Origin of the sequence: Spiroplasma endosymbiont of Megachile willughbiella, assembly GCF_964273395.1 — a bacterium.
GTDB classification, from domain to species: Bacteria; Bacillota_I; Bacilli_A; order Mycoplasmatales; family Mycoplasmataceae; genus Spiroplasma_A; species Spiroplasma_A apis.
Genome location: NZ_OZ187005.1, coordinates 373,740 through 391,099 on the forward strand (window position 1 = coordinate 373,740; position 17,360 = coordinate 391,099).

General features: G+C 29.4%; 14 protein-coding genes. All 14 read left to right on the forward strand.

Annotated elements, in window-relative coordinates; translation table 4 throughout:
• The first annotated feature begins 23 nt into the window (after positions 1 to 23).
• The 14 genes from ACI2WZ_RS01745 (at position 24) to efp (ending at position 17,354) form a co-directional block, all read left to right on the forward strand.
• Positions 24 to 788 carry a hypothetical protein gene (locus ACI2WZ_RS01745; RefSeq protein ID WP_500245056.1) on the forward strand — a complete coding sequence of 255 codons (765 nt, stop codon included), beginning with the start codon at positions 24 to 26 and terminating at the stop codon, positions 786 to 788.
• A gap of 99 nt (positions 789 to 887) precedes the next feature.
• On the forward strand, positions 888 to 1,700 hold the full coding sequence (locus ACI2WZ_RS01750; RefSeq protein ID WP_023789126.1) for a MurR/RpiR family transcriptional regulator: 813 nt from the start codon (positions 888 to 890) through the stop codon (positions 1,698 to 1,700).
• 126 nt (positions 1,701 to 1,826) lie between these two features.
• Positions 1,827 to 3,185 carry a M17 family metallopeptidase gene (locus ACI2WZ_RS01755; protein WP_500245057.1) on the forward strand — a complete coding sequence of 453 codons (1,359 nt, stop codon included), beginning with the start codon at positions 1,827 to 1,829 and terminating at the stop codon, positions 3,183 to 3,185.
• A 226-nt stretch (positions 3,186 to 3,411) separates the two neighbouring features.
• Positions 3,412 to 5,559: an ATP-dependent Clp protease ATP-binding subunit gene (locus ACI2WZ_RS01760; protein ID WP_500245058.1), complete on the forward strand. Its 2,148-nt coding sequence runs from the start codon at positions 3,412 to 3,414 to the stop codon at positions 5,557 to 5,559.
• A gap of 58 nt (positions 5,560 to 5,617) precedes the next feature.
• Positions 5,618 to 6,637: a heat-inducible transcriptional repressor HrcA gene (gene hrcA, locus ACI2WZ_RS01765; RefSeq protein ID WP_023789129.1), complete on the forward strand. Its 1,020-nt coding sequence runs from the start codon at positions 5,618 to 5,620 to the stop codon at positions 6,635 to 6,637.
• A 4-nt stretch (positions 6,638 to 6,641) separates the two neighbouring features.
• Positions 6,642 to 7,217 (forward strand): nucleotide exchange factor GrpE, encoded by a 576-nt coding sequence (locus ACI2WZ_RS01770; RefSeq protein WP_023789130.1) that lies wholly within the window; start codon positions 6,642 to 6,644, stop codon positions 7,215 to 7,217.
• Between the two features lie 17 nt (positions 7,218 to 7,234).
• Positions 7,235 to 9,013: a molecular chaperone DnaK gene (gene dnaK / locus ACI2WZ_RS01775; protein ID WP_023789131.1), complete on the forward strand. Its 1,779-nt coding sequence runs from the start codon at positions 7,235 to 7,237 to the stop codon at positions 9,011 to 9,013.
• Positions 9,014 to 9,069: 56 nt separating this feature from the next.
• On the forward strand, positions 9,070 to 10,209 hold the full coding sequence (locus tag ACI2WZ_RS01780) for a DnaJ C-terminal domain-containing protein (protein WP_500245059.1): 1,140 nt from the start codon (positions 9,070 to 9,072) through the stop codon (positions 10,207 to 10,209).
• A gap of 194 nt (positions 10,210 to 10,403) precedes the next feature.
• Positions 10,404 to 11,813, forward strand: a complete 1,410-nt coding sequence (locus ACI2WZ_RS01785) for a hypothetical protein (RefSeq protein WP_500245060.1) — start codon at positions 10,404 to 10,406, stop codon at positions 11,811 to 11,813.
• A gap of 1 nt (position 11,814) precedes the next feature.
• Positions 11,815 to 12,936 (forward strand): tRNA 2-thiouridine(34) synthase MnmA, encoded by a 1,122-nt coding sequence (mnmA, locus tag ACI2WZ_RS01790; protein ID WP_500245061.1) that lies wholly within the window; start codon positions 11,815 to 11,817, stop codon positions 12,934 to 12,936.
• Positions 12,937 to 12,994: 58 nt separating this feature from the next.
• The gene (locus ACI2WZ_RS01795; protein ID WP_500222848.1) at positions 12,995 to 13,636 is read left to right on the forward strand and encodes a hypothetical protein; all 642 of its coding nucleotides are present in this window, start codon (positions 12,995 to 12,997) and stop codon (positions 13,634 to 13,636) included.
• 61 nt (positions 13,637 to 13,697) lie between these two features.
• Positions 13,698 to 15,788 carry a DUF2779 domain-containing protein gene (locus tag ACI2WZ_RS01800; RefSeq protein ID WP_500245062.1) on the forward strand — a complete coding sequence of 697 codons (2,091 nt, stop codon included), beginning with the start codon at positions 13,698 to 13,700 and terminating at the stop codon, positions 15,786 to 15,788.
• Entirely contained in the window at positions 15,781 to 16,734 is a 954-nt protein-coding gene (gene fmt, locus ACI2WZ_RS01805; protein ID WP_500245063.1) for a methionyl-tRNA formyltransferase, read from the forward strand. The genes ACI2WZ_RS01800 and fmt overlap by 8 nt, the downstream gene beginning before the upstream one ends.
• A 62-nt stretch (positions 16,735 to 16,796) precedes the next feature.
• The gene (gene efp, locus ACI2WZ_RS01810) at positions 16,797 to 17,354 is read left to right on the forward strand and encodes an elongation factor P (protein ID WP_500222854.1); all 558 of its coding nucleotides are present in this window, start codon (positions 16,797 to 16,799) and stop codon (positions 17,352 to 17,354) included.
• Positions 17,355 to 17,360: the final 6 nt, after the last annotated feature.

Below are 17,360 nucleotides of genomic sequence, written 5' to 3' on the forward strand. Positions count from 1 at the left end.
ATAGTAATTATAGGGGGCTTATTATGGAGAAAAATATAAATACGTATGAAAATCTATCAAGTAGTTATATATTTTTACATTTATTAACAACAAATAATAAGACAAATCCAATACCACTAACACTTGATTTTTTAAACGAACCGCAAACTAGGATAGAAAAAAAATATGATTTATTATTGATAGATGCTATCAAGAATGTCTGTTTTAAAAAGGTGAGTAAAGCAATTAACGAAGATTTTGAAAATTGTTTCATATTAAAAGGTTTACTTTATATAATTAAAAAACAAACGGTTAACATATTTGAAAAGCATTTTGAAGGTTTGGACCTTATAGCAGAGTTCGTGAGATTAAAAGCAGCTTGTAAACTGTTCACTAATCAAATACGCTATGACCCTAATCTTTGATTAACAATTGATAAAAAAGAAAGGCATAATTTGCATAACAAAAAAAATAAAGATAATTTTGATTGAAACATGGCACTACTATTACTTGATTTTGATATATTGAAAGATATGGGAATTGTTTTCATTGAAAAAGAAAAACAAGTATTAAAGGATCTTCTAGAAATTAAAATGATTGATTCGTTTGAAGATACGAATGAGCGGTTGATGAACAATCAAGGTTCTTATTTACCAATAAAAATGTTTCTCTTGGAAAAAGAATTATTAACAAAAGAAAAAAATTTAACAAGAAAAAGAAAAAAAATGGACAAGATTATTTTTTCTACTTTTATGCAAATGATTTGTTTATTCATTAGAAAAAATATAAAAAAAGCATATTTGAACTAAATTTACAAATGCTTACTATTGAAAAAACTTTAAGTTTTAAAAAAATAGTAGGTATTTTTTTTATATTTAGTTAATATATGTTTGCAAGGAAGTGGTTTGATGGAGTTAAGAAGTGTATTTAAACTTATTAAAATTAGTATGCCTGATATGAATCAACATAATAAAACGATAGCTAAATATTTATTAGAAAATTTAGATAACAGTGAAAAAATAAACTTAAAAGAAATATCTGAAGGTACTGGTCAAAGCAAAGCTACTATCTTTAGGTTTTGCAGAAACCTTGGCTTTCAAGGATTTGCAGAGTTTAGAAAAGTGGTTAACGACTTAAATAATAACTATATATATTCCAATCATGAAATAGTAATCCGTAATTTATACAGAAAAGATTTAGATGAATTTTATGATTTTTATTTCTCAATTTTAAAATTTCAAAGACAATCTATCAAGTCGCTGATTTATGAAAACAAAATTGAAGCTTCGTCTATTCTTATTAAAAATGCGAAAAAAATAATAATAGCAGCTTCTAATATTAATTACAACCAAGCTATTGATTTTAAAAATAAATTGGTTGCTCTTGGATTAAATTGTTTTTTAGAACAAGATTACAGAACTTTAATTTCCTTAGGGAATATTTCTAATGAAGATGACCTGTTTATTACTATTTCTCTATCAAACTTGAATAAATCCGTTCTTTCTATTGGTAAGTTGGCCAAAAGTAACAATGCAAAATGACTTCATATAGGTACAAAGAAAAACTCACTCGAAGATCCAAATATAGATATGATGTTAACTTTTGAATCTAATGAAAGTCAGCTTTGAAATTTATATAGTTTGAGAGGTGAGGGATTATTTCAAATCTTGAATCTTGTATTTGCCTCATTGTTAAATCACTTACCTGAGAAGCACGATTAAATATATTATTTAAACCAATTATTAATAAAGAAACTAAATTTTACAGGTTTGATTAAGCAACCTTTATTTTTTTAAAAGAACTAATCAATCCTCATTTTGCTCAACTTTTGAGTCAAGGAGAAAATTATGAAAATATTTATTGTGAAAGATTTGCCATCAGATATAGAAAAAGTTATTCTTCAAAAAGATGCGGATTTAAAGGAATTTGTTTTTTATAAAAAGAATAATCTCAATTATTTCAATTTAAGTTATTTAAAAAATAAAACATTATCTGAAAAATATAATGTTATTAATGATCTAGTAATGGATATTAGTTCTAATGTTGTGCTGGATTTTAATTTGATAGCAGACAAAGATTTAAATTCTACTTTTGCGGTACTATTTAATTTGGTTTATTCGAATTATGGAAAAAAATATTCAAAGAAAACCATAAACAAGAATAAACCTAAAAACTTTTGATTTTATAAAAGCAACTTTACTGAAGAGAACTTTGTTTATTTTAATTTTTTAAAAGTCTGCTATGAAGCTCAAAATTTAGCCTGTAATTTAGCAGACAGTGTTTTAAATTTAGAAGGAGATACAGATATTTTTTACAAAACCATCCAAAAACTTTGTATTTTAAATAAAAATCTTTCATTAAGGACTTATAATGAAAAACAGTTATTAGATTATGGAATGGCTAGTTTATTAGCCATCAACAAAGAATCTAGGGTTCTTGTAATTGAATACAATGGCGACACTTGTTCTAAGGAAAAAATTGTTATAATCGGCAAAGGAATTACTTCTAGTGACGAATCTATAAACATATATAATATTGACGACTTTATATTAAGGTTAGATAAAAGTGGTGCTACTAATGCATTTGCTGCAATTGATGCATGTAGTAAATTATCTTTGAAACTAAATATTGTTTGTTTGATTCCAATAATACAGAAAATTAATAACATAAACTCTATACAGTCGGGTGATATTGTTATTGCACACAATAAAAAAACTATTCAAATTGAAGATAATAATTTAAAAGGAAGAATAGTGCTAGCTGATCTAATTTCGTTTGCATGCACCGAATACAAGCCAAGGGAAATAATTACAATCGCCACTTTAGGAAGCTCTATGAAAACCGTTTTAGGAAAGCATATAACAGGGTGTTTCACTAATAATATTAAAAGAGCAAGAATTTATGAGAAGTATTTCAACTTAGTTGGTGAGGATTTATGGATTTTACCAATTCATTGAAGTACTAAAAACTCAATTAAAAATTCTGTTCTAGCAGACTATACAAGTAGTCCAAAAGATATAGATAGTAATAATCCATCTATTATAGCTGCTTTTTTAAATGAGTTTGTTCCAAAGAATGTTATCTTTATACATTTAGATATTTCAGGAACTCATTCTATAGAAAATAGAGCAACCGGAAGCTCAGTTAGAGGATTAATTAATACCTTTTACAAAGATTCTTTGAATAATAACCCTAATTTTGATTAATATATCAATATAATCTATAAGTTATTGAAAAAAAACAAGAAGGCATAAGCCTTCTTTTTGTGATTTTATGCAAGAATATCTGGCTGGTTTTCTTATTATTCTAGTTAGATTGGTGAAAAAAAAAAAAAAAAATTAGCACTTAATTGTTGACAATGCTAAAACAAAATGTCAATATATTAATGATTAGCAATATCACTATAAGAGTGCTAATCAGGAGGAATAGATTATGGATTTTACACAAAGACCAGACCCTTTAAATGATCCTGAAATACTAAGTAAATATACTAGGGATTTGACAAAGGACGCCAAAGAAGGAAAAATTGACCCTATTATAGGTAGAGATGATGAAATAATGAGAGTCATCAGAATATTAAGTAGAAAAACAAAAAATAACCCAGTTTTAATAGGTGAGCCTGGTGTAGGTAAAACAGCTATTGCAGAGGGGCTTGCTCAAAGAATTAATAAAGGAGATGTTCCAAGTGTACTTAAAAATAAACGTATTCTAGAATTAGATATGGGTAGTGTTATGGCTGGTGCAAGCTTCCTTGGTGACTATGAAGCAAGAATTAAAGGAATTGTGAATGCCATTCAAAAAGAAAATGGCGAAATCATACTATTTATTGATGAATTACATCTTATAGTTGGTGCAGGTAAAACTGGTGGAGGCGGTGGAATGGATGTCTCTAACCTTCTTAAACCATCACTTGCCAGAGGTGGATTAAAAGCCATTGGAGCAACAACGCTTAAAGAATACCGAGAATATATAGAAAAAGATGCAGCTCTTGAGAGAAGGTTTCAAAAAGTGTATGTTTCAGAACCTACAGTGGAAGAAACAATCTCAATATTAAGAGGATTAAAAGAGAAGTTTGAAACTTATCATGGTGTACGTATTCACGATAACGCCTTAGTAGCAGCTGCTCAATTGAGTAATAGATATATCTCAGATAGATTTTTACCAGACAAAGCAATCGATTTAGTCGATGAAGCTAGCGCAACAATCAAAACAGAACTTGCGTCTGTTCCAACTGAACTTTATCAAATAAATAGACGAGTAGTTCAATTAGAAATAGAAAGAGCTGCATTATCTAAAGAGACTGATGAAAAGTCTCTTGAAAGAGCAGCTATTAACGAAAAAGAATTATTCGCTTTAAAAGAAAAACAAAAATTATTAAATGATAAATGAGAAGAAGAAAAGAAAGCTCATGAAAAAATTAATCAGCTACGCTCAACAATGGGTCAACTTAAATTAGAACTTGAACAAGCTCAATCAGAAGGTAAGTACCAAAGAGCTGGTGAAATTCAATATTCACTTTTACCTGTGATCGAGAAACAATTGAAACAAGCTGTTGTTGAAGATGAAAGCAAGTTACTTTCTGAGGAAGTAACAGAAAAAGAAATAGCATCTATTATTGCTAAGTGAACTGGAATAGCTACTGAAAATCTAATGGAATCTGAAAAAGAAAAACTATTAGGCTTGCCTACAAGTTTAAGAAAAATGGTAAAAGGACAAAATCAAGCAATAGAAGCTGTTGCAGATGCAATATTAAGAAGTAGAAGTGGAATTAAAGATCCAAGTAAGCCTATAGGAAGTTTCTTGTTTTTAGGACCTACTGGTGTTGGAAAAACCGAAGTGGCTAGAAGCATAGCTAAGTTGTTATTTGGTAGTGAAAAAAAAATGATAAGACTCGATATGAGTGAATATATGGAAAAACAATCTGTTTCTAAATTGATTGGTTCTCCACCAGGATATGTTGGGTACGAAGAGGGTGGTAGATTAACAGAAGCTGTTAGAAGAACACCTTATTCAATAGTATTATTTGATGAAGTTGAAAAGGCACACCCAGATGTATTCAATGTTTTACTACAAGTTTTAGATGATGGACGTATAACTGACTCACTAGGTAAAACTATTGATTTTAAAAATACAATAATAATTATGACTTCAAATATTGGTTCAGAATATCTTATGTCAACAGAAAACGAACTAGTAGACGAAAAGGTCATTGAAGGAGAATTAAGAAAATTCTTTAGACCAGAATTTTTAAATAGAATTGATAATGTAATAAGATTTAATCCATTATCAAAAGACATCATTAGAGAAATTATAGAAAAAACTTTAAGTGAACTGAAAGATAGAGTTTATGAAAATAATGAATATATTATAAACTTCACTGAGGAATCTATTAAAAAAATCGCTGATGAAGGTTATATTAGAGAATATGGTGCTAGACCACTTAAGAGATACATAGAAAAGAATATCGAGACAGTAATAGCAAGAGCAATTGTATCAAATGACATACAACCAAAAAGAAACTATGTTATAGATGTACAAGATGGTAGATTTGTTATCTCTACATCAAATAAATTAAATTAGCACTTGAATATTTAGAGTGCTATTGATAAACTTAAAGAGAATTGTTAAGGAGGTTAATATGTTAACTGAAAGACAAGAACAAATTCTACAATCCATTATCGAAGAATATATTAAATCAGCTTCTCCTGTTGGATCAAAAAGAATTCAAGAAGTACTATCAATTAACATATCTTCTGCAACAATTAGAAATGAATCGGCATTTCTGGAAGAACAAGGTTACTTAGAAAAAGCACACACTTCTTCTGGTAGAGTTCCTTCTACAAAGGGTTATAGATATTATGTTGATCACCTCATGAAGTCGAATGATATGGAAGAAGTAAAACTTCAAATTGAAAATATTTTTAAAACAAGAGGTTCTACTATTGATCAAGTTCTAGAAAAAACTTCATTGATATTAAGTGAAATGACAAAGTTAGCAACTGTTGTAGCAACATCTAGAAACACAACAGAAGTTGTATTATCTAAAGTAGAATTAGTACCATTGTCTGGTTCTAGTTCAATAGTAGTCTTCGTTTTGTCAAATGGTCAAATCGAAAATAAGATTGTTAACTTAGATAAAGTAACTTTGAAAGAGTTAAAAATATCAATTGATCTTTTTAATGAAAGACTTGTTAACTCAAAAATCTCAGAGATAGAATTTAAATCAAAAGCTATCATTCCAGTTTTAAAACAACAGGTTAAAAAGTATGAATTCATTCTCCAAACTTTTATCAATGCACTTTTACATACAGGTACTTCACAATCTAAAACAAGTGGTGTTAAGTATCTACTTGAGAATCCTGAATTCAATGACCCAATAAAAATAAAAAAAATTATAGAGTTTATAGAGAGTACTTCGCCATTTGCGTGGTTTAATTCTCAAAATAAAAATGCCAACAAGGCATCAGTAGCAATTGGTTTTGAGACGGGTCTAGGAAACGATGATATAGCAGTTGTTGGTACTAACTTCCCCACAGAAGGTGGGGGAAAAGGTACTCTGGCTTTAATTGGACCTAAAAGGATTCAATATGATAAAGTTTCTGATCTTTTAGAATGGATTAGCAAAAAAATAGAAGACAAATTCAAAGAAGGAGAATAATACGATGGACAAAAACGAACAAAAGAACGTTTTGGATTTATTTAAAAAAATAAAAAAAGAATTTAAAGTTGAGCCTGTCAAGGAAAAAGATGAAAAGGAAAAAGAACTTTCTAACTTAGATAAACTTGAGTTAGAGTTTGCAAACTTAATCGATAAAGTTGAAAAGCTAGAGGAATCTAGATTAATGGCAATTGCAGACAATCAAAATACGGTTAAAAGATTTCAAAACGAAAGCATACTAGTAAGAAAATATGGTGGTGAAAAAATAGCCACAGAAATTATTCCTGCTATCGATATGTTTAGAAGTGTTTTGAAATCAACTCCTGATAATCCTGAAATTAAAAATTACTTGATGGGATTTGAAATGATTATAAATCAAATGGATCAAGCATTAGCGAATGCAGGTGTATCAATGATTACAGTAAACGTTGGTGACGATTTAAATCCTGAAATTCACTCTGCAATAGAACAGGTTGAAACAGACAAGGTTGAAAGCGGAAAAATAGCAATAGTGGTATCAAATGGATACAAATTACATGATAGAGTTATCAAACATGCTGCTGTTAAAGTAGCAAAATAGAAGGAAGGTATAAAAATATGGCAAAAGAAAAAATTATAGGAATCGATTTAGGAACAACAAACTCTGTTGTTGCAATTATGGAGGGGGGACAACCAATAGTATTGGAAAACCCTGAAGGACAAAGAACTACTGCTTCAGTTGTTGCATTTAAAAATAGTGACATTATAGTTGGTGGAGCAGCTAAAAGACAAGCGGTTACAAACCCAAATACAGCGATATCAATTAAACGTGACATGGGAACTTCTAAAAAAGTTAAATTAGAAGGTAAAGAATATACACCTGAACAAATATCAGCTGAAATATTAAGATACATAAAAAAATATGCAGAAGATAAACTAGGGACAAAGGTTAATAAAGCAGTTATTACAGTACCAGCATACTTTAATGATGCACAACGTAAAGCTACTAAAGATGCAGGTAAAATTGCAGGTTTAGAAGTTGAAAGAATTATAAATGAACCAACAGCAGCAGCACTTGCTTATGGTATCGACAAAAAAGATAAAGAAATGAAAGTTTTAGTTTATGACTTAGGAGGAGGAACATTTGACGTTTCAATTCTAGAGTTAGCAGATGGAACTTATGATGTACTATCAACATCAGGAGATAATGATCTTGGTGGAGATGATTTTGATAAAAAAATCATGGACTGAATTGGTCAAGGAATTAAAAAAGAATCAGGAATTGATCTTTCTAATGACAAAATGGCATTACAAAGATTTAAAGACGAAGCTGAAAAAGCAAAAATTAACTTATCAAGTCAGTTAGAAACAGAAATTAACTTGCCATTTATAGCAATGAATGAAAATGGACCAGTTAACTTTAGTACAAAACTTTCACGTAGTGAATTTGAAAAAATGACTAAAGATTTAGTTGAAAGAACTAGAAAACCTGTTGAAGATGCTTTAAAAGAAGCAAAACTAAAATCAATTGATATTGATCAAGTTTTATTGGTTGGTGGTTCAACCAGAATACCAGCTGTTCAAACTTTGGTTAAATCATTATTAGGAAAAGAACCAAACAGAACAATTAACCCAGATGAAGTTGTTGCTATGGGAGCTGCAATCCAAGGTGGAGTATTGGCTGGAGACGTAACTGATGTTTTACTATTAGACGTAACCCCTTTAACTTTAGGAATTGAAACTATGGGTGGTGTAATGACTCCTTTGATTCAAAGAAACACAACTATCCCAACAGAAAAATCACAAGTTTTCTCAACAGCAGCTGATAATCAACCAGCAGTAGACATTAACGTTTTACAAGGTGAAAGACCTATGGCTGCAGATAATAAATCTCTTGGACAGTTCCAATTAACTGGAATTAAACCTGCTCCAAAGGGTGTACCTCAAATAGAAGTAACATTTAAAATTGACGTTAACGGAATTGTTTCGGTAACTGCAAAAGATAAAGATACAAATGAAGAAAAAACAATTACAATTTCAAACTCTGGAAGTCTAAGTGAGGCTGAAATTGAAAGAATGGTTAAAGAAGCTGAAGAAAATGCTGAATCAGATAGCAAAAAACGTAAAAATATCGAGTTAAAAAACAAAGCAGAAAGTTATTTAAACATAATCGAAGATTCAACAAAAGATATGCCAGAAGATCAGAAAAAACAATCTGAAGAACTTTCTAAATCAATTAGAGAACTTATTGCAAAAGAAGATTACGATGGCTTAGAGAAAAAAATGAATGAATTAGAGCAAGCTATGAAAATGGCTTCTGAAATGGCAGCCGCTCAAGCTCAACAAACAACTGAAGAAACAAAGTCAGTAGATGAAAATAAAGAAGATAAAAAATAGTTTTAAAAAACAACTTCGCAAAAGTTGTTTTTTAAAGATAGGAAGTGAGGCCCAATATGCCTAAAAAAAGAGATTACTATGAAATTCTAGGGGTTTCTAAAACAGCTACTGAAGATGAAATTAAAAAAGCTTACCGAAAGTTAGCTAAAAAATATCATCCAGATGTAAGTAAAGAAGAAAATGCCGAAGAGTTATTTAAAGAAGCTACAGAAGCAGCAGAAGTGCTTCTTGATGAGCAAAAAAGAAAAACATATGATCAGTTTGGTCACGATGGAGTTCAAGGAATGGGTGCCGGATTTGGCGGTGGTTTCTCAGGATTTAGTGACTTCTTCTCAAATATGGGTGGTGGCAACGACTTCTTTTCAGATATTTTCTCTAATATTTTTGGTAGAGGCTCACGCAGTTCAGGATTTAGCTCACGCAGTTCTAAAAAAGCCCGTGGTCAAGATGTAGTTGTTGATTTGACTTTAACATTAAACGAGTTGTTATTTGGTGTAGACAAAGAAGTAGAATTACAACTTGTATGTAAATGTGATGAATGTAATGGTGTTGGGGCCCAATCATCAAGCGATATTATCACTTGTGAGGTATGTAATGGTCACGGAGTGGTCACAATCCTGCAAGACATGGGTATAGCTAAATTTCAAACACAACAAACTTGTCCTAAGTGTAAAGGAAAAGGGAAATCAATTAAAAACCCATGTAAGAGTTGTAAGGGAGAGGGAGCTCGCTTAAAACGCGAAAAAATCAAGTTACCTATACCTAAAGGTTTAACTCCGGGTCAACAAATTGTTTTAAGAAATGTTGGAAATTACAGTGTTGAGGGTGGAGAAAAAGGTCATCTTTACGCTAATATAGATTTATCTGTAACAGGTGATATAAAAATAGTTAATAACTATGATATTAAAGCAAAACTAAACGTTTCATATTTGGATGCTTTACTTGGCAATACTATAAAAGTTGATAGTTTAGATGGCCAATTGGATGTGAAAATAGCAAAAGGATCAAAAAACTTTGATACACTAATTTTGAAAAATCACGGGTTATTCAAAGGTGTTAAATCATCAAGTCGTGGTAATTTGATTTTAGAAATCAACATTGTTATACCAAAAGAAGTTTCTAAAGAAGAAAAAGAACTTTTAGAAGAGATCCAAAAAATATCTCAGTTCAAGTCTTCCAATAATATCAAAAATTAAAAATATATCCGTTATGGATATATTTTTTTAACTCTCTTAACAAACATTTATTTGGCACTATTAATTTATTTTATTTATAGAGTGGTTTTTTTAATCACTCAATATTTTTGAGTAAATTTACTGAAGTTTATCCTATTTACTAATGGACTAAAATATAAATATGTATTGTATAATAATAAAAGGAGACAAAAACTATGGCAGATAAAATAAAAGTATTACAAATCAAACGTAATGGAATCAATGACGATAACGCAAATAAAAAAAGTTTTAATCCAGTCGAAGATGTTTGATACGATAACTCTGACAGTATTTCTATCTCCTTAGATTTTGATAAAACAATTGCTTTAAAGAAAAAAAAGGCAGAGCCTAAAATATCATTAGTGCAAAATGCAAACTCACATTTTTTGAAGAAAAATAAATCTAATAGCATTTATTTTAATAAAGATGATATTGAAGACAGAACATTTGAGTCACTTAATATTTTAGATCGAAGTATCAATAGTAGACCATCTAACCTACCTAATGAAATATTAAAATTAAGAGAACTAAGTTACCAAAAAGAGCAGTTGCAAAAAGAAGAGTTACTTGAAAAATTAAATGTTAACTTAAATCAAGAAAGTATTGATAAAAATTATAATCTTACTTCTAGAGAATATGATAAATATGAAAACAGAGAGTTAAATAAAAACCAGAGTCTGGAAAAACATCTTAATAATGAAGAATTATATTTACCTCGCTCAAAAAGTAATGACAGTACATTTGCCAACAAACATATACATAGAAATAAAAATGAAACAAAAGGTTTTTCAAGAATAGAAGATAAAGAAACACTTGAAAGAGAAGCAATGGGTGTTTTTGAAGAGGCACGTAAACTCAAAGAAGCTGAAGTTCAAATGATTGAAGCAATTAGGCATCAACAAGAAATAATAAATAAACAAAAAGAGTTACTTAATAAAAATCAGGAGTTGCTACAAAGACAAGAAAAAAAAGAACAAATACAGAGACAAAAAGAAGCATTATTAAGAAAAAAAGAAGAACTTTTAGAACAACAACGTTTGAGGGACTTCGAAGAAAAACGTCGCAAACAAGCTATGTTAGAACAAAAGCATAACCAAGATATAGAATTAAAAAAACAAAGAGTTTTGGAAAAACAATTAAGAAAAGAAAGCTTCAAAAAAGCTTTAAGAGATAAAGCAACAACAACTGAAATCGATCAATTTTTTGATATAGTAAATGATAAAAAGAAATCAATGACAATGGATTTAGTCAATAGTTTTTTAGCGCTCAAAAAAGGTCTACCTAAACCAGTAGTTAATAATCTAGATTACGATAATTCATTTAGCACAGATGATTTCAATAAAGCTGTTGAATCTCAAGACACTAACCCTAATAAAGAAAAACAAAAACAAGAATTTTTTGACCAAACTGGGGAAACTACTCAATTAGTCAATAAGCTAGTTGTTGATGCTCAAAATATAAATAAAGCAACTCTTGACAAACCAAGTTTTGATGACTTTGAAGAATGGTTTGAAAGTGTTAAAAACAATAATAAATTATCAAGAAAAGAAAGAAAAAAATTAGCTAAAGGAATTAAAGGTAAATAAAATGAAGAAAAAAAAGGTCATAGTTGGTCTTAGTGGCGGAGTTGACTCGAGTGTCACAGCCGCTCTTTTGTTGGAACAAGGATATGATGTTGAAGGTTTGTTTATGCGTAACTGAGATAGTACCTTAAATAACGACGTTCTAGGGAATAAATTTGAGGGCGATATATGTCCCCAAGAACAAGATTATAATGATGCTAAGGCAGTTGCTGATAAATTGAAAATCAAAATCCACAGAGTTGATTTTATTAAAGAATATTGAGATTATGTTTTTGAGTATTTCGTCGATGAATATAAAAAAGGACGAACTCCAAATCCTGATATACTGTGTAATAAATATATTAAATTTGATAAGTTTCTCAATTATGCTCAAGTAGAATTAGAAGCAGATTATATTGCAATGGGTCATTATGCAGGTGTTAGAAAAAATAGTTACGGTCAATTTGAATTACTCCGCGGAAAAGACAATAATAAAGACCAGTCATATTTTTTGTGTCAACTAACACAAAAACAGTTAGAATCAACATTATTTCCTTTGTATAATTACAAAAAATCAGTAATTAGAGAGTTGGCATCGAAATACAATTTACCCACTGCTGAAAAAAGGGACTCAACAGGTATTTGTTTCATTGGAGAGCGAAATTTTACAAGTTTTTTACAAAACTATATTCCAAACCAACCTGGAGACATCGTGGATATAAAAGATAAAAGAGTTTTAGGTAAGCATATTGGTGTAATGTACTATACGATTGGTCAAAGAAAAGGATTAAACTTAGGTGGTCAAAAAGAACCGTATTACGTTGCAGGTAAGGATATAGATAATAAAATACTTTACGTTTCAAAATTGTCTGATGATGGATATTTAAAGTCGAAACAGTGTATTATAACTGATATGAATTTTATTGTTGATTACAAAAATTATTTTGAAGAAAAAACTTTCAACTGCACTGCTAAATTTAGGTATCGTCAACCAGATATATCAGTTACTGTTACTATTTTGGATGACAAAAAAATTAAACTGGATTATGAAGATGACGTTCGCGCTGTAACTGAAGGGCAAGAAGCAGTCTTATATTATGGCGATGTTTGTATTGGTGGCGGTGTTATTGATAAAGTTATAAGTTAAACAATAAAAACGATTTAAAGTAAGATAAAATTACTTTGTAGAATAAAGGGGTAAACACATGAATTTTTCACCAAATTTATTTTCTTCAAGCATGATGACTTCAATCATTATTGGGGTAGTAGCTGTTATTATAATAGTTTTTGTTATTGTTTCATCGATAACAAGTAAAAAAGCGCAAAAAAAAGAGCAAGCAAATAGAAAAAGAGTAGTAAAAGATGAAATAAAATTCTATTTAGCAAAAACACAAAGTTTGAAAAATATCAAATTAGAATATGAAAAAGTATACGCAAGAAAAGGACCAGAGTATAAATATCGTGATGTATTTGATGTTGTTGTTCAAATGTATGAGCCAAAAACAAATAAATTAATGTATACAAGAGCATATGAAGTTGAGGGAATTACTACTAAAGCTAGTAAAAAATCATACACAACTTCATGACAAGTTAATACAGAATTGGATCTAGAAGATACAAAAAGACGTATTGCAATTGCTGAGAAAAAAATAAAACTTTCTAAAGAAGAAAGAAAATTAATGAAAATTGAAGACTCTAAAAAAGCAAAAGAACAAAAACTAAAAGAAAAAGAAGAAATGCAAGCTTTACGCGAAGAAAAAGCTAAACAACGTAAAGATAATACAAACAAAATTGATGATGTTGTGAAAGCAACTACAGTTAAGTTTGTGCCTAAAAGAAACAAATAACATATTTTCGTAACGAAAGTATGTTATTTTTCATTATCATTAACTATAGGAGGAAATTTTAATGCAATTAAAGGGCCTAGTAACAAAAGAAGATTTTAAAAGGTATCTCACAACTTGTAATAAAGTTGCTTGAATCTATCATAGTTTGGAAAACTTTAATAGCTTTTTAAAACTTAAAAAAAATAAAGTTTATGAATGCTTTTTGAATGATGAAATAAACAATGAAGATGATTTTGAGAATTCTAGTGGGTTTGATCCATTAAGTCTATATGAACACTTATTAAAAGGTGATAATCTGTCTGATGAAGAAATAGAACAAAGAGATTTGATTTTGAAAGAGATGGAAAGCATTAACGGACTAGAGTTATTGCCGATGGATGCTGAAACTATCATTGATGGTAATCAAATTGGTCAAGCTGCAAGAGAGTATTTCATTGAAAAACTATATAAAGAAAATATTGCAGAAAATACTTCTTATTCATACTTTGATTTTCAATCATTAGGATACAAAGATACAATCCAAAAAACAAGAGATTTATTAAATGACTCAAATTGTAAAATGCTTTTCGAACCTTCATTTGAGGCATGTGATGGCAATTTACGAGTAAGATGTGACATTTTGATCAACAAGGGAAACAATCGAGTTGAAATTATAGAGGTTAAAGCATCCTCAAAATGAAAAACAGAACATATTTTCGATTTATTTTATCAATATTATGTATTAACTCAAGCTGGTTATTTTGTTGACAAAGTAAGTTTATGTTTAATAAACAAAGACTATTATAGAGGTGTAGGATTAGTTGATAAAGAAGAGATTGATAAGAGTGTTGAAGAAGAAATTATCAGTTATGATGATAATATAAAGCCGATACTCGATAATATAGTTATGGATGAAAAATATGAGGAAGTAAGTGACATAGATTATGATTTGCTTTTTAACATTGTGGACAGATTCTATGATAAGAAATATAAATCATCTTTTATAGAATTTTTTCTAAATTTTATCGATGAGACAGACGTTGAAGATTTGTTTTCTGAAATCTCAAACTCTTTTGAAAATGAGAAGATATTAGCAAATATCAAGTGTGGTAAATACAGTATAGACTACAAAAACGCTAACTTCAAAGAAAAAGAGGTCTATTGTCACCATGTTATTCGTTGAATTGACAAAAATAAAGCAACTTTATTTGATATATCGCGCTTTAAACAAAAAGCTGCTGAAATCTTTTTCACCAAAAATGTAGTGTATATGGAAGATATTGAAGATCCATGAGACAAAAAATGGGTTGATTCAAAAGGAAAAAAATATTTTAATAACGTCATTTGCAGAATCATTAAAATGACAAATAAGTATGCTAAGACCAAAACAATAACTTCATTTGATATTATAGACCTAACAAGGTATGAGATATTATTAGATTTATTAAGTCATTATTATGAATATCCGATTTATATGTATGACTTTGAAACTTCAAAATGAGCAATGCCGAATTTTAATGAATCAAAAACTTACCAACAAATTCCTTTTCAATATTCTATACATGTAATTTTGGATGATAAATTTGATTTTAAAAAACCTAATAAAACAATGAAACACTTTAATCATATTGAAGATTTTCAGAGAGACCCACGACCTAATTTTGTAAAAAAATTCATTAAAGACTCTTTTTCTTATGGTCCCGGTAAGTATGTAGCGTATAACAAACACTTTGAAAGAATGGTTTTAAAATCATTGATTTTCCAATATCCTAAATATTCTAAACCCTTAAAATATATTAGACAAAACACTATTGATTTATGAAACTTTTTTAATTTAAGTCAAGACAATTGACTAATTTATCATCCAGATTTCAAGGGAAGTTCTTCTATAAAAAGAACCCAACCAGTGCTAAATGATAAATTAAGTTATAAAGATTTGAGAATAAATAAAGGAGATAAAGCTAGCCAGGTTTTTAGACAATTTATCGATGGCTCTTTTAGTCAAGAAAAATGAGACAAACTTTTTAAACCAGATATGCTTGCTTATTGTGATAGAGACACATTAGCTATGGTAGTTGTTTTACAAAAAATTATAGAATATGTTAAAGACTACGATAAGGATTACCTATTAGAAATTGAAAAAATATTAGAGAAGAGGAGATTAAGTGAATAAATATCGAGTAATATTTTGTGGAACTCCAGAAATAGCTGTCAGTATTTTGAAAGGACTAGAGTCATTAAAAATAGAAATTGTTGGTGTAATTACACAACCAGATAAACTTATTGGAAGAAAAAAAGAGTTATCTTTTTCTCCGGTTAAATCATATTCAATTGAAAAGGGTTATAAACTTCTACAGCCAACAAAAGTAATAGATGTTTATGATGAAATAGTTGCCTTGAATGCGGATTATTTAATAACTTGTGCTTTTGGGCAATTTATTCCTTCAAAAGTTTTAGAATTATTTAAAAACTCCATTAACGTACATGCCTCATTATTGCCAAAATATAGAGGGGGAAGTCCAATTCAATATGCTATTATGAAAGGCGAAAAGAAAACCGGTATTTCCTTAATGAAAATGATAAAAAAAATGGATGCTGGTGAAGTCTATGTTCAAGAAGAAATTGAGATTGACTCAAGTGATGATTCAGGAATACTCTTCAATAAAATGGCTATATTAGGTAAAAAAATGATCGAAAAACGTTTATTTAACATTTTAGAAGGCAAAATCAAAGGAATGGAACAAGATGAGAAAAAAGTTACATTTGCCTATAACTTAACAAATGAACAAGAGAAAATTAATTGAGATGATACATCCGAAAATATTTGCAATTTTATAAGAGCTTTAAGCCCTAAACCGATAGCATTTACATTCCTAGGTAATGAAAGGTTAAGAATTAAATCCGCGCGATTGTTAGATGAAAATGATATATTTCCAATGCCTTTAAAAATTTTTCAACCAGGAGAAATAGTTTCAGTAAATAATAAGGGTATTGTAGTAGCTTCGAATAATGGATTTATCATAATTCTTGAACTACAAATAGCAGGTAAAAAAATGGTTGCGGCAAGTAGCTACAACCAACCTAATTCACCATTCAAAATGGGTTTAATTTTAGGTTAATATTTTAAAGTTTAATCTTTTTAGATATAATTAATGTAGATTTTGATATATGAGGAGATACTATGCAAGTAAATGATTTAAGACCAGGAAGCACGTTTTTATATGAAGGTAATATTTTTGTTGTTTTAGAAAATTCATTTTCTAAAACAGGAAGACAACAAGGTAAAGTAACTGTTAAGGTTAAAAACCTAAGATCAGGGGCTAGAGTTGAATTAACATTCACCGGTGGTGATAAAGTTGATAAAGCTATGATTGAAAAGAAAGATATGCAATTCCTCTACAATGATGGAACCAATTGTGTATTGATGGACACAGAAACTTATGACCAAGTTGAAATACCTTCTAAAAAATTAACTTGAGAGTTAAAATTCTTAACAGACGGAACAATGGTTAAATTAACAGAATATGAAGGAGAAGTGCTAGGTATTTCTATTCCTGAAAAACTAGAACTTACTATTGTTGAAGCTGAACCAGCCGTAAAGGGTGATACAACTAGTGGTGCCCAAAAAAAGGCAAAACTTGAAACAGGTTTAGAAATACAAGTTCCGCTATTTATTAAAAATGGAGAAAAAATAATTGTAAATACTAATGACGGTAAATATTCAGGAAGAGCTAATTAGCAACTA